Annotated in this window: 14 protein-coding genes, 1 other RNA gene and 2 pseudogenes; 7 read left to right on the top strand and 10 right to left on the bottom strand. The window is 52.5% G+C overall.

The annotated features are described in order from the left end of the window. The first annotated feature begins 417 nt into the window (after window positions 1-417). A pseudogene (locus PspS35_RS30620) lies at window positions 418-745 on the top strand (transcriptional regulator). Then, on the top strand, window positions 735-1,019 hold the full coding sequence (locus PspS35_RS25630; protein WP_174244840.1) for a helix-turn-helix domain-containing protein: 285 nt from the start codon (window positions 735-737) through the stop codon (window positions 1,017-1,019). Before PspS35_RS30620 ends, PspS35_RS25630 begins: the two are co-directional and overlap by 11 nt. Window positions 1,020-1,147: 128 nt before the next feature. Here the strand turns inward: PspS35_RS25630 and PspS35_RS30470 are convergent. Next, window positions 1,148-1,279: pseudogene (locus PspS35_RS30470) on the bottom strand (integrase); the annotation flags it as partial. Between the two features lie 444 nt (window positions 1,280-1,723). After that, window positions 1,724-3,040: a site-specific DNA-methyltransferase gene (locus tag PspS35_RS25620; RefSeq protein WP_065947677.1), complete on the bottom strand. Its 1,317-nt coding sequence runs from the start codon at window positions 3,038-3,040 to the stop codon at window positions 1,724-1,726. A 104-nt stretch (window positions 3,041-3,144) separates the two neighbouring features. On the opposite strand from PspS35_RS25620, the gene PspS35_RS25615 reads away from it, so the two are divergent. Together PspS35_RS25615 and PspS35_RS25610 are read left to right on the top strand one after the other, a co-directional pair. Next, window positions 3,145-4,050: a DNA adenine methylase gene (locus PspS35_RS25615; protein WP_065947678.1), complete on the top strand. Its 906-nt coding sequence runs from the start codon at window positions 3,145-3,147 to the stop codon at window positions 4,048-4,050. Continuing rightward, window positions 4,051-5,418 (top strand): HNH endonuclease, encoded by a 1,368-nt coding sequence (locus tag PspS35_RS25610; protein WP_159937301.1) that lies wholly within the window; start codon window positions 4,051-4,053, stop codon window positions 5,416-5,418. It abuts the gene before it with no gap. Between the two features lie 113 nt (window positions 5,419-5,531). On the opposite strand, the gene PspS35_RS25605 is transcribed toward PspS35_RS25610, so the two are convergent. After that, window positions 5,532-6,224, bottom strand: a complete 693-nt coding sequence (locus PspS35_RS25605) for a hypothetical protein (protein WP_238785935.1) — start codon at window positions 6,222-6,224, stop codon at window positions 5,532-5,534. A 174-nt stretch (window positions 6,225-6,398) separates the two neighbouring features. Beyond that, window positions 6,399-6,758: a hypothetical protein gene (locus PspS35_RS25600; protein WP_065942786.1), complete on the bottom strand. Its 360-nt coding sequence runs from the start codon at window positions 6,756-6,758 to the stop codon at window positions 6,399-6,401. Between the two features lie 127 nt (window positions 6,759-6,885). Here PspS35_RS25600 and PspS35_RS25595 point away from each other — a divergent pair, with 127 nt between their 5' ends. Beyond that, window positions 6,886-7,131 carry a helix-turn-helix transcriptional regulator gene (locus tag PspS35_RS25595; protein ID WP_159937299.1) on the top strand — a complete coding sequence of 82 codons (246 nt, stop codon included), beginning with the start codon at window positions 6,886-6,888 and terminating at the stop codon, window positions 7,129-7,131. Between the two features lie 164 nt (window positions 7,132-7,295). Here PspS35_RS25595 and PspS35_RS25590 read toward each other — a convergent pair whose 3' ends face one another. Next, a complete protein-coding gene (locus PspS35_RS25590) occupies window positions 7,296-8,264 on the bottom strand; it encodes a DUF932 domain-containing protein (protein ID WP_159937298.1) in 969 nt (322 codons plus the stop codon). Window positions 8,265-9,071: 807 nt separating this feature from the next. On the opposite strand from PspS35_RS25590, the gene PspS35_RS25585 reads away from it, so the two are divergent. Further along, window positions 9,072-9,323: an AlpA family phage regulatory protein gene (locus tag PspS35_RS25585; RefSeq protein WP_159937297.1), complete on the top strand. Its 252-nt coding sequence runs from the start codon at window positions 9,072-9,074 to the stop codon at window positions 9,321-9,323. A gap of 301 nt (window positions 9,324-9,624) precedes the next feature. Continuing rightward, on the top strand, window positions 9,625-10,710 hold the full coding sequence (locus tag PspS35_RS25580) for an inovirus-type Gp2 protein (protein ID WP_159937296.1): 1,086 nt from the start codon (window positions 9,625-9,627) through the stop codon (window positions 10,708-10,710). Between the two features lies 1 nt (window position 10,711). Here PspS35_RS25580 and PspS35_RS25575 read toward each other — a convergent pair whose 3' ends face one another. From PspS35_RS25575 to PspS35_RS25555, 5 genes are all read right to left on the bottom strand, one after another. Then, window positions 10,712-11,371, bottom strand: a complete 660-nt coding sequence (locus PspS35_RS25575; protein WP_159937295.1) for a hypothetical protein — start codon at window positions 11,369-11,371, stop codon at window positions 10,712-10,714. A 294-nt stretch (window positions 11,372-11,665) separates the two neighbouring features. Beyond that, window positions 11,666-12,910 carry an integrase domain-containing protein gene (locus PspS35_RS25570; RefSeq protein ID WP_238785933.1) on the bottom strand — a complete coding sequence of 415 codons (1,245 nt, stop codon included), beginning with the start codon at window positions 12,908-12,910 and terminating at the stop codon, window positions 11,666-11,668. Window positions 12,911-13,092: 182 nt separating this feature from the next. Beyond that, window positions 13,093-13,486, bottom strand: a transfer-messenger RNA (tmRNA) gene (gene ssrA / locus PspS35_RS25565). Window positions 13,487-13,579: 93 nt separating this feature from the next. Continuing rightward, on the bottom strand, window positions 13,580-13,858 hold the full coding sequence (locus tag PspS35_RS25560) for a hypothetical protein (RefSeq protein ID WP_159937294.1): 279 nt from the start codon (window positions 13,856-13,858) through the stop codon (window positions 13,580-13,582). Window positions 13,859-13,994: 136 nt separating this feature from the next. Further along, window positions 13,995-16,808 carry an FAD-binding and (Fe-S)-binding domain-containing protein gene (locus PspS35_RS25555; RefSeq protein ID WP_159937293.1) on the bottom strand — a complete coding sequence of 938 codons (2,814 nt, stop codon included), beginning with the start codon at window positions 16,806-16,808 and terminating at the stop codon, window positions 13,995-13,997. Window positions 16,809-16,870 lie beyond the last annotated feature (62 nt).

Genomic DNA, 16,870 nt, shown 5'->3' with positions numbered 1-16,870 from the left:
TGCATTGCTGCTGCGGGTGACATCGGGGTTTGTCACGCCGATTGTCACAGGGACAAACGCTGCAATGTGTTGCCTGGCAAGGGCTGCGGCAGTGTTTTCGGCGCCCGTCTCTTTCCAGGAGAAAGAGACGGCCGTGGGCTGCCGCATTTGCATTGTGGATAAGTTGGCTTCGATCACGTTGGGCGTGACTGCGCGCCTAATTGGAAGCGAGCGCGCATGGGCTGGGCCTTAAAAGCTTATGGGCGGTGCAGATGGTGGCGACTGTCGCCGCTTTGTCGCCATGCGCCAGGGTAGTGAATTCGTGGGTTGTCGCCGCTGTCGCCGTAGTCGCCATCGGAGGGGCCGGGATGATAAATGTGGGAGCATCCGACCAGCGCACCTTGCATGCCTATACGGCCTTGCCGTATGTTTTTGGCAATGTATACGATCATCGAAACCGAAATTTTCAAGCATTACGCTGAATCGATATGGCGTGATGACGAGCGCCAGGAATTCATCACATGGTTAGCTGCGAACCCGTTGGCAGGCGATGTGATTCCTGGTTGCGGTGGGTTGCGGTGGGTTGCGTAAGGTGCGCTGGTCTCGTGGTGGGATGGGTAAGCGTGGTGGTACGCGGGTTATCTACTACAACGCGCTTTCTGAAGGACACATCTGGTTGTTGATTGCCTACGCCAAGGCGAAGTTCGACAACCTGCCGACCGCCTTCCTGAATCAATTGAAAGAGGAGATCAGTAATGGATCATGAAATGGAGAACTTTAAGAAAGACTTGTTGGCTTCGGTACGCCAAATGAAAGCTGGCAAGGCGGCACGCACAACCGAGGTGACGCTTTCGGCTGCGGCTGAGGCCAGGGCTAAAGTCGGTGTATCTCAAAGTGCATTTGCAGAGCTGCTGGGAGTCAGCCTGCGTACGTTGCAGGATTGGGAGCAGGGTCGTCGGCGACCTGCCGGTGCGGCACAGACTCTGCTGCGAGTTGCCAGCCAGCACCCCGAAGCGTTGCGAGACCTCCAAGCCATCTAAGGCTTAATTACGTTGCCAATTGGAGCTGTTACCGATCAACGTATCGGGAAGACCTCCTCGCTTCTCTCTCCCTGGATTGCCGTCACCGACAAGTTGCCGGTGGCGGCTTTTTGAATGTACTCGCTCTACCAAGTCATCATTGGGCGTCTTCGCTCAATGTAGTCAGCTCGGTTGTACGCGCTTCTGACTTCGTCTTTGTCGACGTGGGCGAGTGCGACTTCAACTTCAATCAGCTCCGGGTCCCATCCATGTTCGTTGAGGGCCGGGGTAATCTGAACTAAATGCATAAGCTGTTGTTTTTTATGAACTTATTTCGTTTTAATTTTTTACTGGAATACTCTTTGGAATACAAGGTCCATTTGCAAGGCTCTGAAGTGTGATCAGGCGGGCCTATGAGATTCCACCTGATCCGAGGGGGCCCGATCAAAGCAGCTATCCTTTTAAGCGCCAGTGGTGCGTCTGTATTCCATCCTGCTCTCGCCATTTAAACCTTACGTTCGCTCGGCTTGTGGCCGGAGTTATTGGTAGGTTTATGCCATATTTTACTGGTCGTTAGCGGGGTTTGTTATAGCTGTCCCCGCATTTATCCCCCCCATTCGACTTCCGCGAGACATGCGACCTTACTACTGATTGCCCTTGTGGTCGGGCTTGTTCTTGGTCCTAAGCCTGGCGCTATGTGCTTTCAGGCATCGGGGGACGCTTACTCAAGACGCAGTCGAAAGCATATGGGGTGGGAGTAGATTGTCCAGCCATGGCTTTACATATTCGGGCCTCTCAATTCCTTTTAATCTGCCGAACCGTGGCGCAACGTGGATCATCTCAAAGCTCCCGCCGCCGCTCCAAGAGGTCGTGTCAGTTACCCCTCCTGGATCTGTCCCGTTAACTACGTGCGTTAGTCGAGGAACCATGAAGTCTAAGACCGTTTGGGCATTGCGCTCCGCGACTACCCATCGCCGCCCCATTTTGTGAGCAACAGCTGCCGTCGTCCCGCTGCCTCCGAAAATGTCCACCACCAGCTCCCCTGGGTTAGAGGCAATATGAATGATGCGTTCGAGCAGCAGTTCAGGCTTGGGCGTGTCGAATACCTCTTTGTCAGGGAACATTGATAGAAGATGGCGCTTAGCATCGTCATTTGTGCCGGTATCTGATGTCCCCCAAACTGTGAATGGGACAAGGCCGCGCAACTGACTTGCAAAAAGCTTGAGCCGTGGTGATCCGTCACCGCCTTTAGGGAACCAAATCCGATCGTCTGCTATCAGGTCTCGGTAAGTGGGCTCTGTGGCGTACCATGAGCGGCCTCGTGGCGGACGTAGGGCTCGTCCAGATGGCGCAATGATTTCGTATTGCTGGGCGCTCCTAAAACCGGGAGCTGTAAACGGAGCATCTCCCCATGGACCTCGCGGGTCGTCATCCTTATTAAGGAGATGGGCGTTGTCCTTTACGAGCAGATTTCTAGTGGTTTTCCATTTCTTCGGCCCGCTCGGGGCGTACACAAGAATGGTGTCGTGATTGGAGGAAAACGCTGCCCGCGAGTCCCGCGTAGTCTTCTTCTGCCATATAACAGATGTCACGAATGCAGTCTCGCCAAAGACTTCGTCCATCACTGCTCGGGCACGATGCACTTCGCTGTCATCCAGATGCACCCAAATACTCGCGTCGTTGGCAAGCAGTGGGCGAATTGCAATGAGTCGGTCGCGCATCATGCTAAGCCACATCGACCTATTCATGGTGTCGCGGTACTGTCGAAAATCCACCTGCGTGTTGAAAGGCGGGTCTATGTAGACGAGCCGGATGCCTCCGTCGAGGACTGATGTCCGTTGGCGCAGTGCCTCCAGAACATCGAGGCCGTCGCCAATGGCTAGTACGTTCGTCTGAGAGTCTATCGGATGGTTCGTGAGGGCCTGAACGTCAAAAGGTTCACTGAGTCGAGGATCTGTGGGCTGCACCCACTCGTAGCTACTCCCGCCTGAGGCGCGCAGTGCCAAGTCTTTGTTCGGCCAAACAAGCTGAATTTCAGACATAAAAGCTCCAGAGTTGAGACGTATCAGACGGTGATGCGTTACCTACGTCATACATCCTGTTAAAATACCTCTAGCCGATTTAACGGCGAAAAGAAAGAGATCAAATGGACAACTGTGCTTCAAAACTGGATCAGGTAGAACTACCTTTTGTCAGCTCCACCCACCCACCCATCAAGCCTTTCGTCAGGTGGGTAGGTGGCAAATCGCGATTGCTTTCTCGCATTCTTCCGCACGTGCCTGACACTATTCAAAATTACTACGAGCCATTTCTCGGTGGAGGAGCGGTCTTCCTGGCTTGTGCTGGGCGCGTTTCCGGTCGCTCCTATCTAGCAGACCTCAATGAACACCTCGTAGCGGCTTGGGTTGCAATGCGAGACCATCAGCCTGCGTTGCGTCCGCTCCTCGATTGGTATATGGAGAATGACTCCAAGGAATTCTACTACGAGGTTCGCTCGGCTGCTCCAACTTCCCTCATCGAAAGGGCTGCAAGGTTCTTTTACCTAAACGGTGTGTCTTGGAACCACCTATGGCGTGAGAATTCTCGTACAGGGGCGATGAATGCACCTTGGGGCGACCGTCGCTTCAAAGGCTTTGACGACGCTACTATGGCGACGATAGGGAAGGTGTTGTCTCGGGCAGATATCGTTGCTGCCGACTTCCGAGAGGTGCTGAAGACAGCCTCAGATGGTGATTTTGTCTATCTTGACCCCCCATATTTGCCCATTTTTTCTCAGCCGGACACTGAAAAAGAGCCGACTGCAAAATTTAACAAATACACTGCAAAAACCTTTGAGGCGGTTGACCTTATTGAGCTTGCAGATATTTGCGCCGACCTCTCTCGGAGAGGGGTGAAATGGATTATGTCTAATCGCGATACTGAATCAGTACACGAGCTATTCCCCGACACTGAAATTATAAAATTCACAACCCACCGCTCGCTGGCAGCACAGAGTCGGCGTGAGGTTGAGGCACATCGGTCGCCGGAGGCGATCATCATCGGGAGAGGTTGAATGTCTGCTTTGCCAGTGGAATGGGTGCTTGTGATTTATTACGGGCCCTCGGCGCATCGCGCAACGTATGGGCGCCTTGGCCGCAGTGATGCGGCGAACAAGACATATACGAAAGACTATATTCAGCTGTCGAGAAGGGATGAGTTTATTGCTGCCGTAAAGCGATTCTTTCCAGAGACAAACGAGAACGGTTCGGCGGCGCTGACGTACAAGTGGCCAACAGGGACTGCTACAGGTGCGCTCGTCCTGCGTTCTGCGGATCGTCCACACCTCAAGTGGGAAACAAGTATTGGCGCTCCCCAGGTTTGGAAGATGGCCGTCGCGACAAGCGATGCTACTGCCGAGACGATACCTGGCGATCCGTCCCACGTTGATATAGCCGATGCCGAGAATGAGTTTGCATTACTCGCGAGTCGTGGAGCGGGTCAGCCGTACTTAATAGCAGTTAAATTGCAGGATGATCCAGGCACGTTGCAATTACGTGCTTATCTGGATAATCCGAGCACAAGTTATGCTTGGGCTGACATGCAGCTTGTTCCGCAGAGTATTCAGAGGTTAGCTGCAAAAACGTCGCAAAGCTCAGCGCTTCAGTGGTCGACAATCACAAGCGGTGGCGTGGCACCGAATGCAGAAGTTAGCGATATTTTTGCACGGCTCATTGCAATGGAAAGCCCGCTTTCTTTGATCGAAACCCTTGATGCTGCGACTGCTAGTGCATTGGCTGCGTACCTCAGAAATCCTGGCTATGGATTGTTTTTCGATCCTGATCTTAATCATGACGCATGGTTACAGCTATCGCCGCTTGATGAAACGCTGGCGGCGTCCGCTAGTGCTTTTCTCGAGATGCTAGAGACACGATTTCCGATGGTCCCGCAAGGCGACGCGGCGGCTGAGACTCTAGAGGTTTCTGCTGAAGAGGTTGAAGAGTTTAGAGGTCAGATAAAACAAGAAAATTATGAAGTTGCTGATTCTCACGCCACTGTTAAAACCAGGGGTAGTGCTCAGCGGGCGTTTGCAGAAGCAGTAAAAACTAACTATGGATTTAAATGCGCTGTAACTGGAATCGAGAATAAAGATTTTCTTGTGGCTTCGCATATTGTTCCATGGAGTGTCGATCAAAGTATTCGATTGGATCCGTCTAATGGTATCTGTCTTTCGCTTCTCGTGGACCGAGCTTTCGAGAAAGGATACTTAATGGTTTTGGACGACTTTACTATTTCTATCGATTGGGAAAAAGTTGGAAGCGACGGCGCGCTACGTGATCAGCTTCTGCCCTATGATAAATGCATGCTGGCAGTGCCTAAAGGGCATTTGCCTAAATTAGATTATCTTCAGCGTAGGCGAGCATTGGCTGCTCTTACTGAATAGTTGGTGTCTGGTTTCTGTGTGAGTTGATGCTGTATGCCGGATTTAATATATGTTCCGGCCCTTAAGTCCGACTTAAGTAAAAAACCAAGGCACGGAACTTCCGTGCCGTGGTGTCAGTTGATTCCGGCCGGTTTATCATTTTTATCATAACAAATCGGATATTCGCAGTGCCCACCGGCATTGAGTACTTCCAGTTCATAGACCGTTGGTAGGTACTGCTTGAGCTCCGCCTTGGGAACTTTCTTACCATTAATGGTGCAGTCATCGTCCGCCCGTGGGTTGCACCAGGCTGCCTTTACTTCGATTGTTTTGGTGGGTTTTGTCATGGGGGTCTTTTCGACCTGTGGTTCGCTATCGACTGAGCCACTCGTTTCATTCGCATCCAGCGAGTAGGCAGCAATAGAGTCTTTTACGCTCGCATTGCTAACACCGTGGTCAAGCAAAAAGTCCTGAAGTGTTGCGCGAGCTTGAGAGTAAGTAACCTCTTTCCCCTTTTTATTTGGTCCGCCGTCCATGCGGTACGCTATCGGATAACCATCCTCGCTTTCATAGATGTAATAGTAAATTGAAAGGCTAAAGCTTAGGTCCTGACCGTACATGCCATAGATGCCCGAGCCATTAGATGCACGGCAAGTGCCTCGCACACATTTGCCGCTAATGTGGTTGCTGAAGGTAACGTTACGCTGTTGTTGTGCATTCCACTGAGTGATGTTTCTTGGAATGCTATACCAAGTGCAACGGTAAAATTTCGCCCCATACTGATTTTTCGCCTCCGCGCAGGGAATGGCATACGGCAGGTCGTTCATAGTTTGTTCATTTGGCAGCATGGGCGGATACATGTACCCGTAGTCAACTTCGGCTTGAGCGTTTATGGAGAGTGTGAGCGCAAGGCAAATGGTTACTTTTAGTATGGCTGACTTTATTTTCAATTTATTAAGCTCTCAAGTATGCGCTGTTGCGCTAATTAATATTGTCGGATCTTATTTTTTATAGATAATTTTTAGTTTTTTGTTGACGTAGTCTTTTATGATTTCATAGTCGGGGTTGTAGGTGGCTAGAGTATGACCAGTGCTGACAACGGTAGCGGCGGCGGCTAAAGCGACGCCGATGGGGAGAGAAGCAGCTCCAATAACAGTGCCCAATATACCGCCTTGAGCTAAAGCACCTTTCAGATCGACTTTTACTCGGCACTTTAGATCTAGGCTTTCTATCTTCTTTTCGATAATTACTACGCTCTTGGTGAATTGCCCCCTTAAACCGATAACCTCAAAAGACTTTTTCGCTTTTAGAAAGGTTTCTATTTGAGATTCGTTTAATCCATTTACTGTTGAAAGAGACATATTTTCAGATTCTCTATATTGGGGGTAAGAATGCCCGCTGCTAGCTCTGCTCTACGTCACAGAAATTTCAAAAAAAGGGTCGTAAATGCCGTGGTCGTGAAAGCATCATAGCGCGACGATTTTCGCCATGGCAAGAATCTCTGCGACTCACGATAAAGACGGCGACCTAGTACAGCTTGGTGCGGCGGTACGCGCACGAAGACTCGGGCAAACGCTGTCGCAAGAAGCCTTGGCGGATGCTGCCGGGATCGACCGTTCTCACATGGGGAAAATAGAGCGAGGGGAGAGGAACGTTACCTTTTTGAATATCCTTCGGATCGCGACTGCTTTGCACTGCAAACCGTCAGATTTACTCATCGACGCAGGACTGTGACCTTTCATCAATCAACGCTTTGTTTGAGTAAGCCGTTCTTAATTCCTGGATCTGCCCATCCTTTGTATAGTTCAGTTTGGTAGGAAGAAGCCCGATCTCAATGGTGTTCCCATCGGGCATAAAGCGCCCCGCCATAGGCGGGGTTGATGTGTGTGCGAAGCGGCTCAGGCCGCGAGGCGTAGAGCCGCATCCAGTGCCCTCTGCTTCATGACTGCACCTTGTCCAAACCATGCCGAGTCCATCCGGTACTCAGAGCTCCTTGCCCGCCGCTCGTGGTCGACATATTCGGTTACGGCGTTGAGCAGTCCCCATGCGGTGCCTTTAGCAGACTGCAAGGTTGAGCCTCGGCCTTGTCCTTCATACAGGCTTTGTACTTTACGTAGTGCTCTTTCGTTCGGTAGTACTTCAGGAATGGGGCTGTTAGCAGGGGTGTCGCACAGCACGCTGAGGAAGAAACTCATTGCTTCCGGCCACTGCACCCTGCGCTCTGCAAGCATGTGCATTCGATGCATGAATTCGTCCCACTGTGATACCGCGATCCCCAGCTGCTTCTTTACCGCCTGTGGATCAAACCGAGTACTGTGCGGAACCTTGATAGCGCGGCTTGCCCCATCCAGGGCAATAGTCAGTGTGTTGTTGCAGACGACTCGAACGGTGGTGGGTGTGGCGGTGGTAGCTAACGTTCCGTCGCACGAGGTGGCCAGTAGCAAATAACCATTAACTTCATCATTACCCGCCAACGTTGCGGTTTGCCCTGTCCGCGCCAAAGCCCAGAACTTACGACCTCCTTTCAACACTCCCGCAGTTTCCAGCTCATACCCGGAGACCTCAGTGAGGTCGCGGTAAAATTCCAGCACATCGCGAGGCTGCACTATTTGGTAGCGCTGTGAGACTACTGAAAGTGCTGCTTTGGTGTCAGAACGGTAAAGAACCTTCTGTTCTGGGAATGTATAAATTGATCCCAGGTTACCTACCGTGTTGGCCTTGAAATGGACCGGACTGTCTTCTATGCGCCAGTTCATACCGGCTTCTTTCTGCCAGACCTCAATAGGTTGTTTGGGTGAAAGTACGGATCCGAGCCCATGCCATGGCGTTTCACCGACATAAGCCATGTGTTCGATTAGATGTGCCATTAGGTTTTTCCTTGTTTGACAGGCGAGCGCCAACGCTGCTGGGATATCAGCGGTGCGTAATATGCAAGCGAGATGAATATCAGTTGTCTTGAATTGCTTCGACTGTGTGTGAAGCCTTCACGGATGTTGCAGGAAATTGCATCTTGAAAGAACAGTTACAGTGACTGCATCGGTAGGAGTCGAAGACGTTGCGATCAATTAATGCTCCGATCCTCGCTCCCGCGATACATCCGGCTGCGCCGCTTGCGAATGCCGCCATAATGGATGAGGCCAATCGGCCTACTGCTGTGGTTAGCCCGCCTGTTGGGCTGCCAGCGATCAAAATAATATTGGCGCCGATTGTGGTAGCGGATAATCCTTTGAGTACACCGCTCACGCCACCGATGGCGGCACCTGCTTTCTTGGCTGTAGCTTGTTGTGCGACGGCTGATGACCCGCAGCTTGGGCATTCAATCATTTTTTCAGACCTCTAAATAATTATCTATGTCAAGGGTGATGTCGTTGCTCAAGTGTTATGTATGGGTAAAATTGTTTCGAATTGATTCTTGGTGTCGGCGAAGAGGACCGAAGTTAGTTCTCTCTGGCAAAAGAACTAACATTTCAAACGAGGGAACTAATATTTCATAGCTGGGAACCAACTTTCTGTACTGGAAGGTAGGCTAGTGCATGCCTCAGTCCGGTGGTGGCTCGGTCGTCAATTGAAATCCGGTTTAGCACCTGGGAATTTTTTACTGGGTGCTAAGTCGAGTGAACGCGGGAAGAAGATCTTTTACCGTTGGGGCTCATTGAAACCCGAGGGTACCTACCATGCAGCGAGATTCGGCAGTACATCCTAGTGTTATCAGACTCAAGCAGCTCTCAGTTAGGGTGGGGCTGTCACGGTCAACTATTTATGATCGTATCAACCCGCGATCTTCGCGATATGACGCAACGTTCCCTAAGCCTTTTAAATTGGGCAGCTTTGCTGTGGGGTGGCTGGAGGAGGATGTAAGCGCTTGGCTACAGCGATGCGTCAGCGTTTCTTATAATGGTTCTAATTCGAGAAGCCACAAGCACTAACTTTCATTTTTCTATTGACTCATATCTCCAGCGTGCGGTGCTGTTGTTTATCTAAATCGTTGGGTTGGCCGGGGCAAGCAGAGAGTTTGAATATAGGTATCTATGTTATATCTAGAATAGTATCTAGTATCTCTAGTATCTATATTCAATGTCTATACCTAATACCCATCTCCAATGCACGCCGTGATAGAGCATGGGCCTGCATGGGCAGTACGGGGTGATGGGTACAGTAGTGGCTTATCGTCAGTTGAGTGCTCTATGTGAGGAGTGATTAAAGTGCCTGTCCATATAAGGTGAGTGCATGAGGTTTGATGAAGAGTTAGAGTTCTATTTTGAACATGATTCGTACATGTATGCGGACATCAACGGTGAGACGGTTGAGCAGTATACCGATCAAGCGTTATTGGCAAGTGATATTCGCTCAATTGTCAACGTGATGTTGCGCCTGAACGCCTTTGAGAAGGGATTGTTTCTGCCTCGTACGACGGCAATGTCTAAGCAGAAGAAGGTCAGAGTGTTGGAGCAGGACTGTCTAAGCTTACTAAAGGTGGATTTTGGGATGATCAAAGAGGTTTATCCCTGTCATGAGTTTAATCCACTGTTGAGAGTCTTTATGAAGTACTTTGTTGGAGTGGAGCTGAAAACAGATGTATATAAGGTTGAGTTGCTTCAATCTGATGAATTATCCCTGCTCCATGACTTGATAGAAAAGGTTAAGCAGGAAATTCGTGGGGTGCGGTTTCAAACTAATCTGAAAGGGTTTAGCCGGTCTGCCAATAAAAATTATAAAAGTCTAGTTGGATATATTGAGTCGCTGTTTGTGCGTTACGCTAGGATGCTAGTCATTCGTGTTGATTTCACCTACCGCAGCCAGTACTGCGTTCCTCGAGGAGAGACCGCTATCACCCATGCCGAAGCCAGGAGGCATCGCGAAGCCCTAATGAAGTATCTCAGGAGCCCTAAGTCACCGGGTGTTGTAGGGTATGCTTGGAAACTGGAGTATGGTCTTGATAAGTCCTACCATTATCACTGTTTGTTGTTTTTGAATGGAACTGATCATCGAGAGGATATCGTCATTGCCAAGCTTCTGGGGGAATACTGGGTAGAGACGGTGACTGAAGGGAAAGGAATTTATTATAACTGCAACAAGAACAAAGCGGCGTTTGAAAAGAAAGGGATCTTAGGGGTTGGCATGATTAGCCATCATCAGGCCGGTCTAAGGGCTGGGCTAAACCTTGTGGCGGCGTATCTGACCAAGCCGGATTACTTCATACGGATGATCGCACCTGACGGCGGCAGGTGCTTCGGGAAAGGAGGGCGGGTATCTCCCAAGGAAACAAAACGGGGTAGGCCCAGAAAGCAGCCTGAGGCGTTACCAAGTGAGTAACCTATTCGCTAGTGCCCAGAAAGGCGGCGCGGCATGCGGAGCCATCTTCCTTCATCCAGTCTGTCATGAGGTTAGTAAGATTAGAGGTAGTGAGATTCATGCTTGAATTTTTATTTAGCTTTACGGCTTCATCGTAAATCCAGTTCGCGGCGTCTCGCTCCTTTTTCCAGCCCCCTTCGGGTCGATGTGAGCTGATTAAAGCCGCTATTTTGTCCTTGTTCTTTTTGCTGCTCTCTGAGCGTCCTCGGCCCCCTCCATTAATTCGAGGAAGGGTCAATCCACTGGCATATCCTTCGAAGTGGCTAGCGTGACAGATAAGTTTCGAAGCACTAGTGATGGAGCCATTTTCACATTCAAAGTCAAATAGTAGGAGGTACGTAAGTGCGATGAGTGTGCTTTCTCGCGCTGGGTGAGTTTGCGAGTCGAGTTCCCTCTCCACCCATTGAGAGGTATTCTGGTTTTTACACGTTTCTCCCGTTTTGACTTGGGCTTCTATGCTGTTTTTGATGTGGTTGTAATCGTCGCCAATGGAGTGTGTTATTAGGTAGTACAATGACTCTTCTATCCTGAGCCTTTCGTTCTTCCAATTAACGTGTAGCTCTTCTTTTAGTTGCTCTAGCTCATGCAAGGCTTGAGCTAGACTTTTCGACGAATTGGTCATGTCGACTCCCTGAAGGTGCGGCTTGATATAATTGGTATTCAGACTTCGAGATTACTGCTGAACGTTGGATTGAGGAAAGCTGCCCAATCATTCATGAGCAGTCGGCGGTTATCAAGAAAGTCTGAACGAGAGTATGCCCCTTCAGTCTGATCGCGTTCATCATGCGCCAGTGCCATCTCGCAAATCTCGCGAGGATGCTGGGGGCATTCACCCGGCCAGTCACGAAAGGAAGACCGGAAATCGTGCCTGGTGATTTGCACGTAATTTATGTCATGCAAAATTATGCGTATTGCGTTAGCGGACTACACCCCCGCTGTCATTGATCGCGGACATAGAAAGGCTCCCGGTAGCAGCTTCCTGGATATGCTCGCTCCACCATTTCATCATTGGCCTTCGGCGCTCTATGTAATCTGCCCGATTATAGGCGCTACGCACCTCGTCCTTGTCCACGTGAGCCAGGGCAACCTCGATTAGCTCAGGATCCCAGCCGTGTTCGTTGAGGATGGTACTGGCCATTGAGCGCATGCCGTGGCTAACCAAGCGGCCTTCGAAACCCATGCGCTTCAGAGCCATATTGGCTGTTTGGCTGTTGCAATGAGTACGGGGATTGCGATCCGCCGGGAAAACATGTTCGCGGTGCCCGCTAAGGGGCTTTATAGCCTCTAGAAGTCCCAAAGCTTGTTCTGTGAGTGGGATGATGTGGGTCCGGCGCTTTTTCATCCGTTCAGGCGGTATCGTCCAGATTTTCTTGCCGATATCGATATCTGCCCATCGTGCGGTGGCTGCTTCTGCAGGGCGAGTCATGGTGTGAAGTTGCCACTCAATCAAGCAGCGTGTGGTCCTTTTGATACTGGCGTTGGCAACCGTCACCATTAGCTCATTGAGTTCGTTTGGCGCAAGTGCTGCCATGTTCGTCTTCTTGGGTTTCTTGAAGACAGAGCGAATTCCGCTCAGTGGATTCGAGTGAATCAAGCCGGAATTCACGCCATAAGTCATGATCTCGTTAAGACGCTGGCTCAGTCGCTTCACGGTCTCAAGACTGCCTTTGGTTTCAAGCGGTCTGAGCAGTTTGATAACCGCCGGAGCAGTGATCGCTGAGATTGGGGTAGCGGCCAAGTCGGGAAAAACGTGCAGCGTGAGCGAGCGCCAGATGTCTTCAGCATAAGCAGTAGTAACCGAGTCTTTCTTGAGCTCGAACCAAGCGGTGGCTACGTTTTTAAAGGTATGTTCCGTAGTCGCTCTTAACGTTTGCCGATCCTCGTCACGCTTCGCTTTCGGATCAATTCCTTGCGCCACCAGCTCCCTTGCCTCTACCGTCCGTTTCCTGGCTTGAGCCAAACTCACCTCCGGAAACGTACCAAGGCCCATATTGATCCGCTTCTTGGTGGCTGGGTGAATGTAGTTAAAATTCCAGAGCTTTGAGCCATTGGCCCTCACTCTCATCTGGAGGCCGTCGCCATCAGTGAGGATGTAGTCTTTTTCCTTTGGTTTCGCTGCTTTGACTTTGACGTCTGAAAGTCGAGTGGCTTGGGCACCCATGAGAATCTCCGATACTGCATGTATTCCAAAAAATAGCAGTCGTGGGCTTGGAATACCACGTGGAATACACGAATTGTAGGATGTGCTCAGATACCATCGGACCCCGTTGGACCTGAATCCCCTGTATTTGCTGGATTTCAGGCACAAAAAAAGACGCCCTTGGACGTCTTTAGATGATTAAGTGGTGGAGCCGGGGGGATTTGAACCCCCGTCCGCCAGTACTCCGCTGTCGGTACTACATGCGTAGCCGTTTCTATTAAGTTAACCCTCAGCGACCCGAAGGGCAGGGTGCTTTGGGCGAGTTGTGTAAGTTTTAGCCGCTTCGTCCACAACGTACTGCACGGCGATTCTGTTCTATATGACAATCACGTTGGGTTTACAGACATCCCCTAGTGATTGCTGGACCCGAAGGTACCAGAAGCTCAGGTCTAAGGCTGCTTACGCAGCGATGGATACCTGGCCGTGGTTAGCGTCATTGGCAACTATAAGTAGTTGCAACAGTGGATTTACGAGTTCTGTTACCAACTCGGCATGCACCTAAAGTTTCGCGACCGGCGTCGAATCCTAAACGGCCCCGTGCTTGTAACTCGTTGTTTCTTAGTGAGTGACAAGCCTGTGCAGTGTACGCCAAACGGTCAGGGAAGGCCAACCCGAAGGTTGGCTTCGCGACTATTTGCCGCCTTTGTCCATGTCCTGCAGGTCTTGCAGGGTCTTGGAGGTGATCTCGATGCACCGCTTGTCGTCACCTGCGGCGTGTGCGGCCTTGGCTTGGGAGACGGCTGTGTCGATTTCGCCGCTTTTACCGCTGGCATCGGTGGAGAGCAGCGCTTTGCCGTTGTTGATTTTATCCAGGTTGATCTTGCACAGATCGGGCTCGCCAGCGGCGAAAGCAGGGGAGGCCAACATCGCAGCGGTAATGAACAAGCCAGCAAGAGCGGAACGCTTCATAGGGTATCTCCTTGCGCAAAAGGGCTCGACGCTGCTGGCGTTCACAGGCTGCCAGCGACATCACTGATGGGCCTCGTTCGTCGAGGCCTATGCAGATGACTGCGCCGGCGCGCAGGGGTTCTGTTTTTTTGCAGGATTATTGGTGGGGACGGGCCTGGGTAACTCTGTCTACCAGGTACACCAAACCGTGATAGTCGATGCCGCCGTGCTGGCTCAGGCCGATTTCGCAGGTGCGGCTGGTGGAGATGCCTTCGCTGCAATATTGCACCGCATCCTTGAGGGAACGCAGTGAGTGGGCGTTGAGTTCCGGCGTGGTGAAGCCTTTGTCGCCGGCAAAGCCACAGCAGTGGATGCCTTCGGGGATCACCACCGTTTTTGAGCAGCGCCGGGCCAGGTCTATCAGGGCTTGGCTCTCCCCCAAATGCTGGGTGCTGCAGGTGACGTGCACGGCGATTGGCGCTTCCTGTGGCGTGAAGTCGAGGCGGTCCATCAGGTGGGTACGAATAAAGCGCACCGGATCATAGAGGTCCAGGCGCGTTTCGCCAAGGTCTTGCACCAGGCGCAGGGTGCAGGGGCTGGTGTCGCAGTAGATTGGGTCCAGGCCACCTCGGCTGGCGTGGAGCAGGGCGCCGAGCAGTTCCTGGCGTTTATGTTCTGCCTGTTCTGCGTAGCCCTTGGAGGCGAAAGGCTGGCCGCAGCACAGGCTGTCCTGGTTGTCCGGGGAAACAACTTGGTAACCGGCTTTTTCCAGTAGGCTTCGGGTTTTGTCGTACAGCGACATCTGTTCTTTATCATCCGCGGCCGGGCCCATTGCCCGCGATACGCAGGCTGCCAGGTAGACCACCCGTGGGCGTTCGTCGGTCACCGTCGGGCTGAAGCGAATGGCTTTTTCCGGCTGTGGCATGGCGTTGGTCCACTGTGGGATCTGCCCCTTGGACAATTTGCTCACAGCGGCCGACAGCTTCGCCAGGCGAGGCGCGCCCAGCAACATGCGCGCACCATTGGCGACATGTAGGGTAAAGCGCGCACCTTGCAGTGCGGTGGCGAAATGGGTGGCGAGCCATTCGGCCGTTTTCGTACGGTCGGCGTCGCGGCTGCGCAGCTTTTTCACCAGGTCGCCGGTGTTGATTCCTACAGGACAGCGCTGGGCGCAAAGTCCGGTGGCGGCGCAGGTGTCGATGCCCTGGTAGCGGTAAGCCGTTTCCAGCTCAGTTGTGTCGACGCCGGCCCGTTGCTTGGCCTGGATATCACGCCAGATCACGATGCGCTGGCGCGGGCTTAAGGTCAGCCCCTTGGATGGGCACACCGGCTCGCAGAATCCGCATTCGATGCACTTATCCACAAGTTCATCGGCCGCCGGCAGAGGTTTGAGGTGTTTGAGGTGGATCTGCGGGTCTTCGCTGAGCACCACGTCCGGGTTGAGAATGCCGTTGGGGTCGAGCAGGCGTTTGAGCTGCCACATCAGTTGGTAAGCATCGCTGCCCCATTCCAGCTCGACGAAAGGCGCCATGTTGCGGCCGGTGCCGTGCTCGGCTTTCAGCGAGCCGCCGAACTCCACGGCCACCAGTTGCGCCACGTCATCCATGAACGCTTGATAGCGCGTGACTTCTTGCGCGCTATTGAAGCCTTGGGTGAACACAAAGTGCAGGTTGCCTTCCAGCGCATGTCCAAACAGGATGGCTTCGTCGTAGTGGTGCCTGTCGAACAGCTCGATCAAACGGTTCACGCCGATGGCCAGTTGCTCGACCGGGAAGGTTACGTCTTCGATGATCACCGTGGTGCCGGTTTTGCGCACAGCGCCGACGGCCGGGAACGTGTCTTTGCGGATCGCCCACAGGCGGGCGTTTTCTGTAGGGTCTTCGGTGAAGTCGACCTGTTTCTCTACCGGGAAAGGGGACAAGGACGCCATGATCAGCGCCAGTTGTTCATGCAGTAATGAGGAAGATGCGGCGCGGGATTCGATGAGCAGCGCGCAGGCGTTTTCCGACAATTGTTGTACGAAAGCGGGCATGCCTGGCTTGTTCTGGACTGAACGCATGCTGCGTCGATCCAGCAGTTCTACAGCTGAGACCGGTTGGGTTTTCAACACAGTGACCGCGTTGCAGCAGGTCTCGACATCCGGAAACACAATCAGCGCCGAGGCTTTGTTCGGGTGATCGATCACGGTGTCGTAGGTGACCGCGCTGATAAAGCCCAGCGTGCCTTCGGAGCCCACAAGCAGATGGCTGAGGATATCCAGCGGCTCATCGAAATCCACCAGGGCGTTGAGTGACAGGCCGGTGGTGTTTTTCAGGCGGTATTTGTGGCGGATTTTCGCGGCCAACTCAGCGTTTGCCCGCGTCTCGCGACCCAGGGTTGCCAAGCGTTCAAGCAATGCGCCGTGCTGTTGGCGGAAGGCGCTGACGCTGGTCGCATCCTCAGTATCCAGCCGGCTGCCGTCGGCCAGCACCAGGCGAATCCCGGCCAGGGTGTGATAGGTATTTTGCGCCGTACCGCAGCACATTCCGCTGGCATTGTTGGCGACGATTCCGCCGATCTTGCAGGCGTTGATCGACGCCGGGTCCGGCCCGATCTTGCGGCCGAACGGCGCCAGCCATGCGTTGGCCTGGGCGCCGATTACGCCCGGTTGCAGGCGGATTTGCGTGCCTTGGCCACGAATCTCACGGCCGTTCCAGTTGTCGCCCAGCACGATCAGTACCGAGTCACTTATGGCTTGCCCGGACAGGCTGGTGCCGGCCGCGCGAAAGGTTACTGGCACGCGTTCACGTTGGGCCGATTGCAGCAGCGCCACCACTTCGTCTTCCGATTCCACACGGATCACCATTTGTGGGATCAATCGGTAAAAACTGGCGTCGGTGCCGAATGCGAGGGTGGAAAGCGGGTCGTCGAAGCGTCGATCTTTCGGGATCAGTTGTGTGACGTCAGCAAGGAAAGTAGCAGGCAGGCTCATGGGTCCTCCAGAAATAGCTGACGCCGGAATGGTTGCCCGGCGTCGATTCTTACCCTATTACG

Source organism: Pseudomonas sp. S35, from assembly GCF_009866765.1.
Taxonomy (GTDB): Bacteria; Pseudomonadota; Gammaproteobacteria; order Pseudomonadales; family Pseudomonadaceae; genus Aquipseudomonas.
Note: the sequence above shows the minus strand (reverse complement) of the source record. Positions and strands in the feature narration are given on the sequence as shown.

What these genes read in the sequence shown, in the direction of transcription:
- PspS35_RS25630 (WP_174244840.1), top strand. Translation starts at nt 735, where the DNA reads ATGGATCATGAAATGGAGAACTTTAAGAAAGACTTGTTGGCTTCGGTA.
- PspS35_RS25620 (WP_065947677.1), bottom strand. Translation starts at nt 3,040, where the DNA reads ATGTCTGAAATTCAGCTTGTTTGGCCGAACAAAGACTTGGCACTGCGC.
- PspS35_RS25615 (WP_065947678.1), top strand. Translation starts at nt 3,145, where the DNA reads ATGGACAACTGTGCTTCAAAACTGGATCAGGTAGAACTACCTTTTGTC.
- PspS35_RS25610 (WP_159937301.1), top strand. Translation starts at nt 4,051, where the DNA reads ATGTCTGCTTTGCCAGTGGAATGGGTGCTTGTGATTTATTACGGGCCC.
- PspS35_RS25605 (WP_238785935.1), bottom strand. Translation starts at nt 6,224, where the DNA reads ATGAACGACCTGCCGTATGCCATTCCCTGCGCGGAGGCGAAAAATCAG.
- PspS35_RS25600 (WP_065942786.1), bottom strand. Translation starts at nt 6,758, where the DNA reads ATGTCTCTTTCAACAGTAAATGGATTAAACGAATCTCAAATAGAAACC.
- PspS35_RS25595 (WP_159937299.1), top strand. Translation starts at nt 6,886, where the DNA reads ATGGCAAGAATCTCTGCGACTCACGATAAAGACGGCGACCTAGTACAG.
- PspS35_RS25590 (WP_159937298.1), bottom strand. Translation starts at nt 8,264, where the DNA reads ATGGCACATCTAATCGAACACATGGCTTATGTCGGTGAAACGCCATGG.
- PspS35_RS25585 (WP_159937297.1), top strand. Translation starts at nt 9,072, where the DNA reads ATGCAGCGAGATTCGGCAGTACATCCTAGTGTTATCAGACTCAAGCAG.
- PspS35_RS25580 (WP_159937296.1), top strand. Translation starts at nt 9,625, where the DNA reads ATGAGGTTTGATGAAGAGTTAGAGTTCTATTTTGAACATGATTCGTAC.
- PspS35_RS25575 (WP_159937295.1), bottom strand. Translation starts at nt 11,371, where the DNA reads ATGACCAATTCGTCGAAAAGTCTAGCTCAAGCCTTGCATGAGCTAGAG.
- PspS35_RS25570 (WP_238785933.1), bottom strand. Translation starts at nt 12,910, where the DNA reads ATGGGTGCCCAAGCCACTCGACTTTCAGACGTCAAAGTCAAAGCAGCG.
- PspS35_RS25560 (WP_159937294.1), bottom strand. Translation starts at nt 13,858, where the DNA reads ATGAAGCGTTCCGCTCTTGCTGGCTTGTTCATTACCGCTGCGATGTTG.
- PspS35_RS25555 (WP_159937293.1), bottom strand. Translation starts at nt 16,808, where the DNA reads ATGAGCCTGCCTGCTACTTTCCTTGCTGACGTCACACAACTGATCCCG.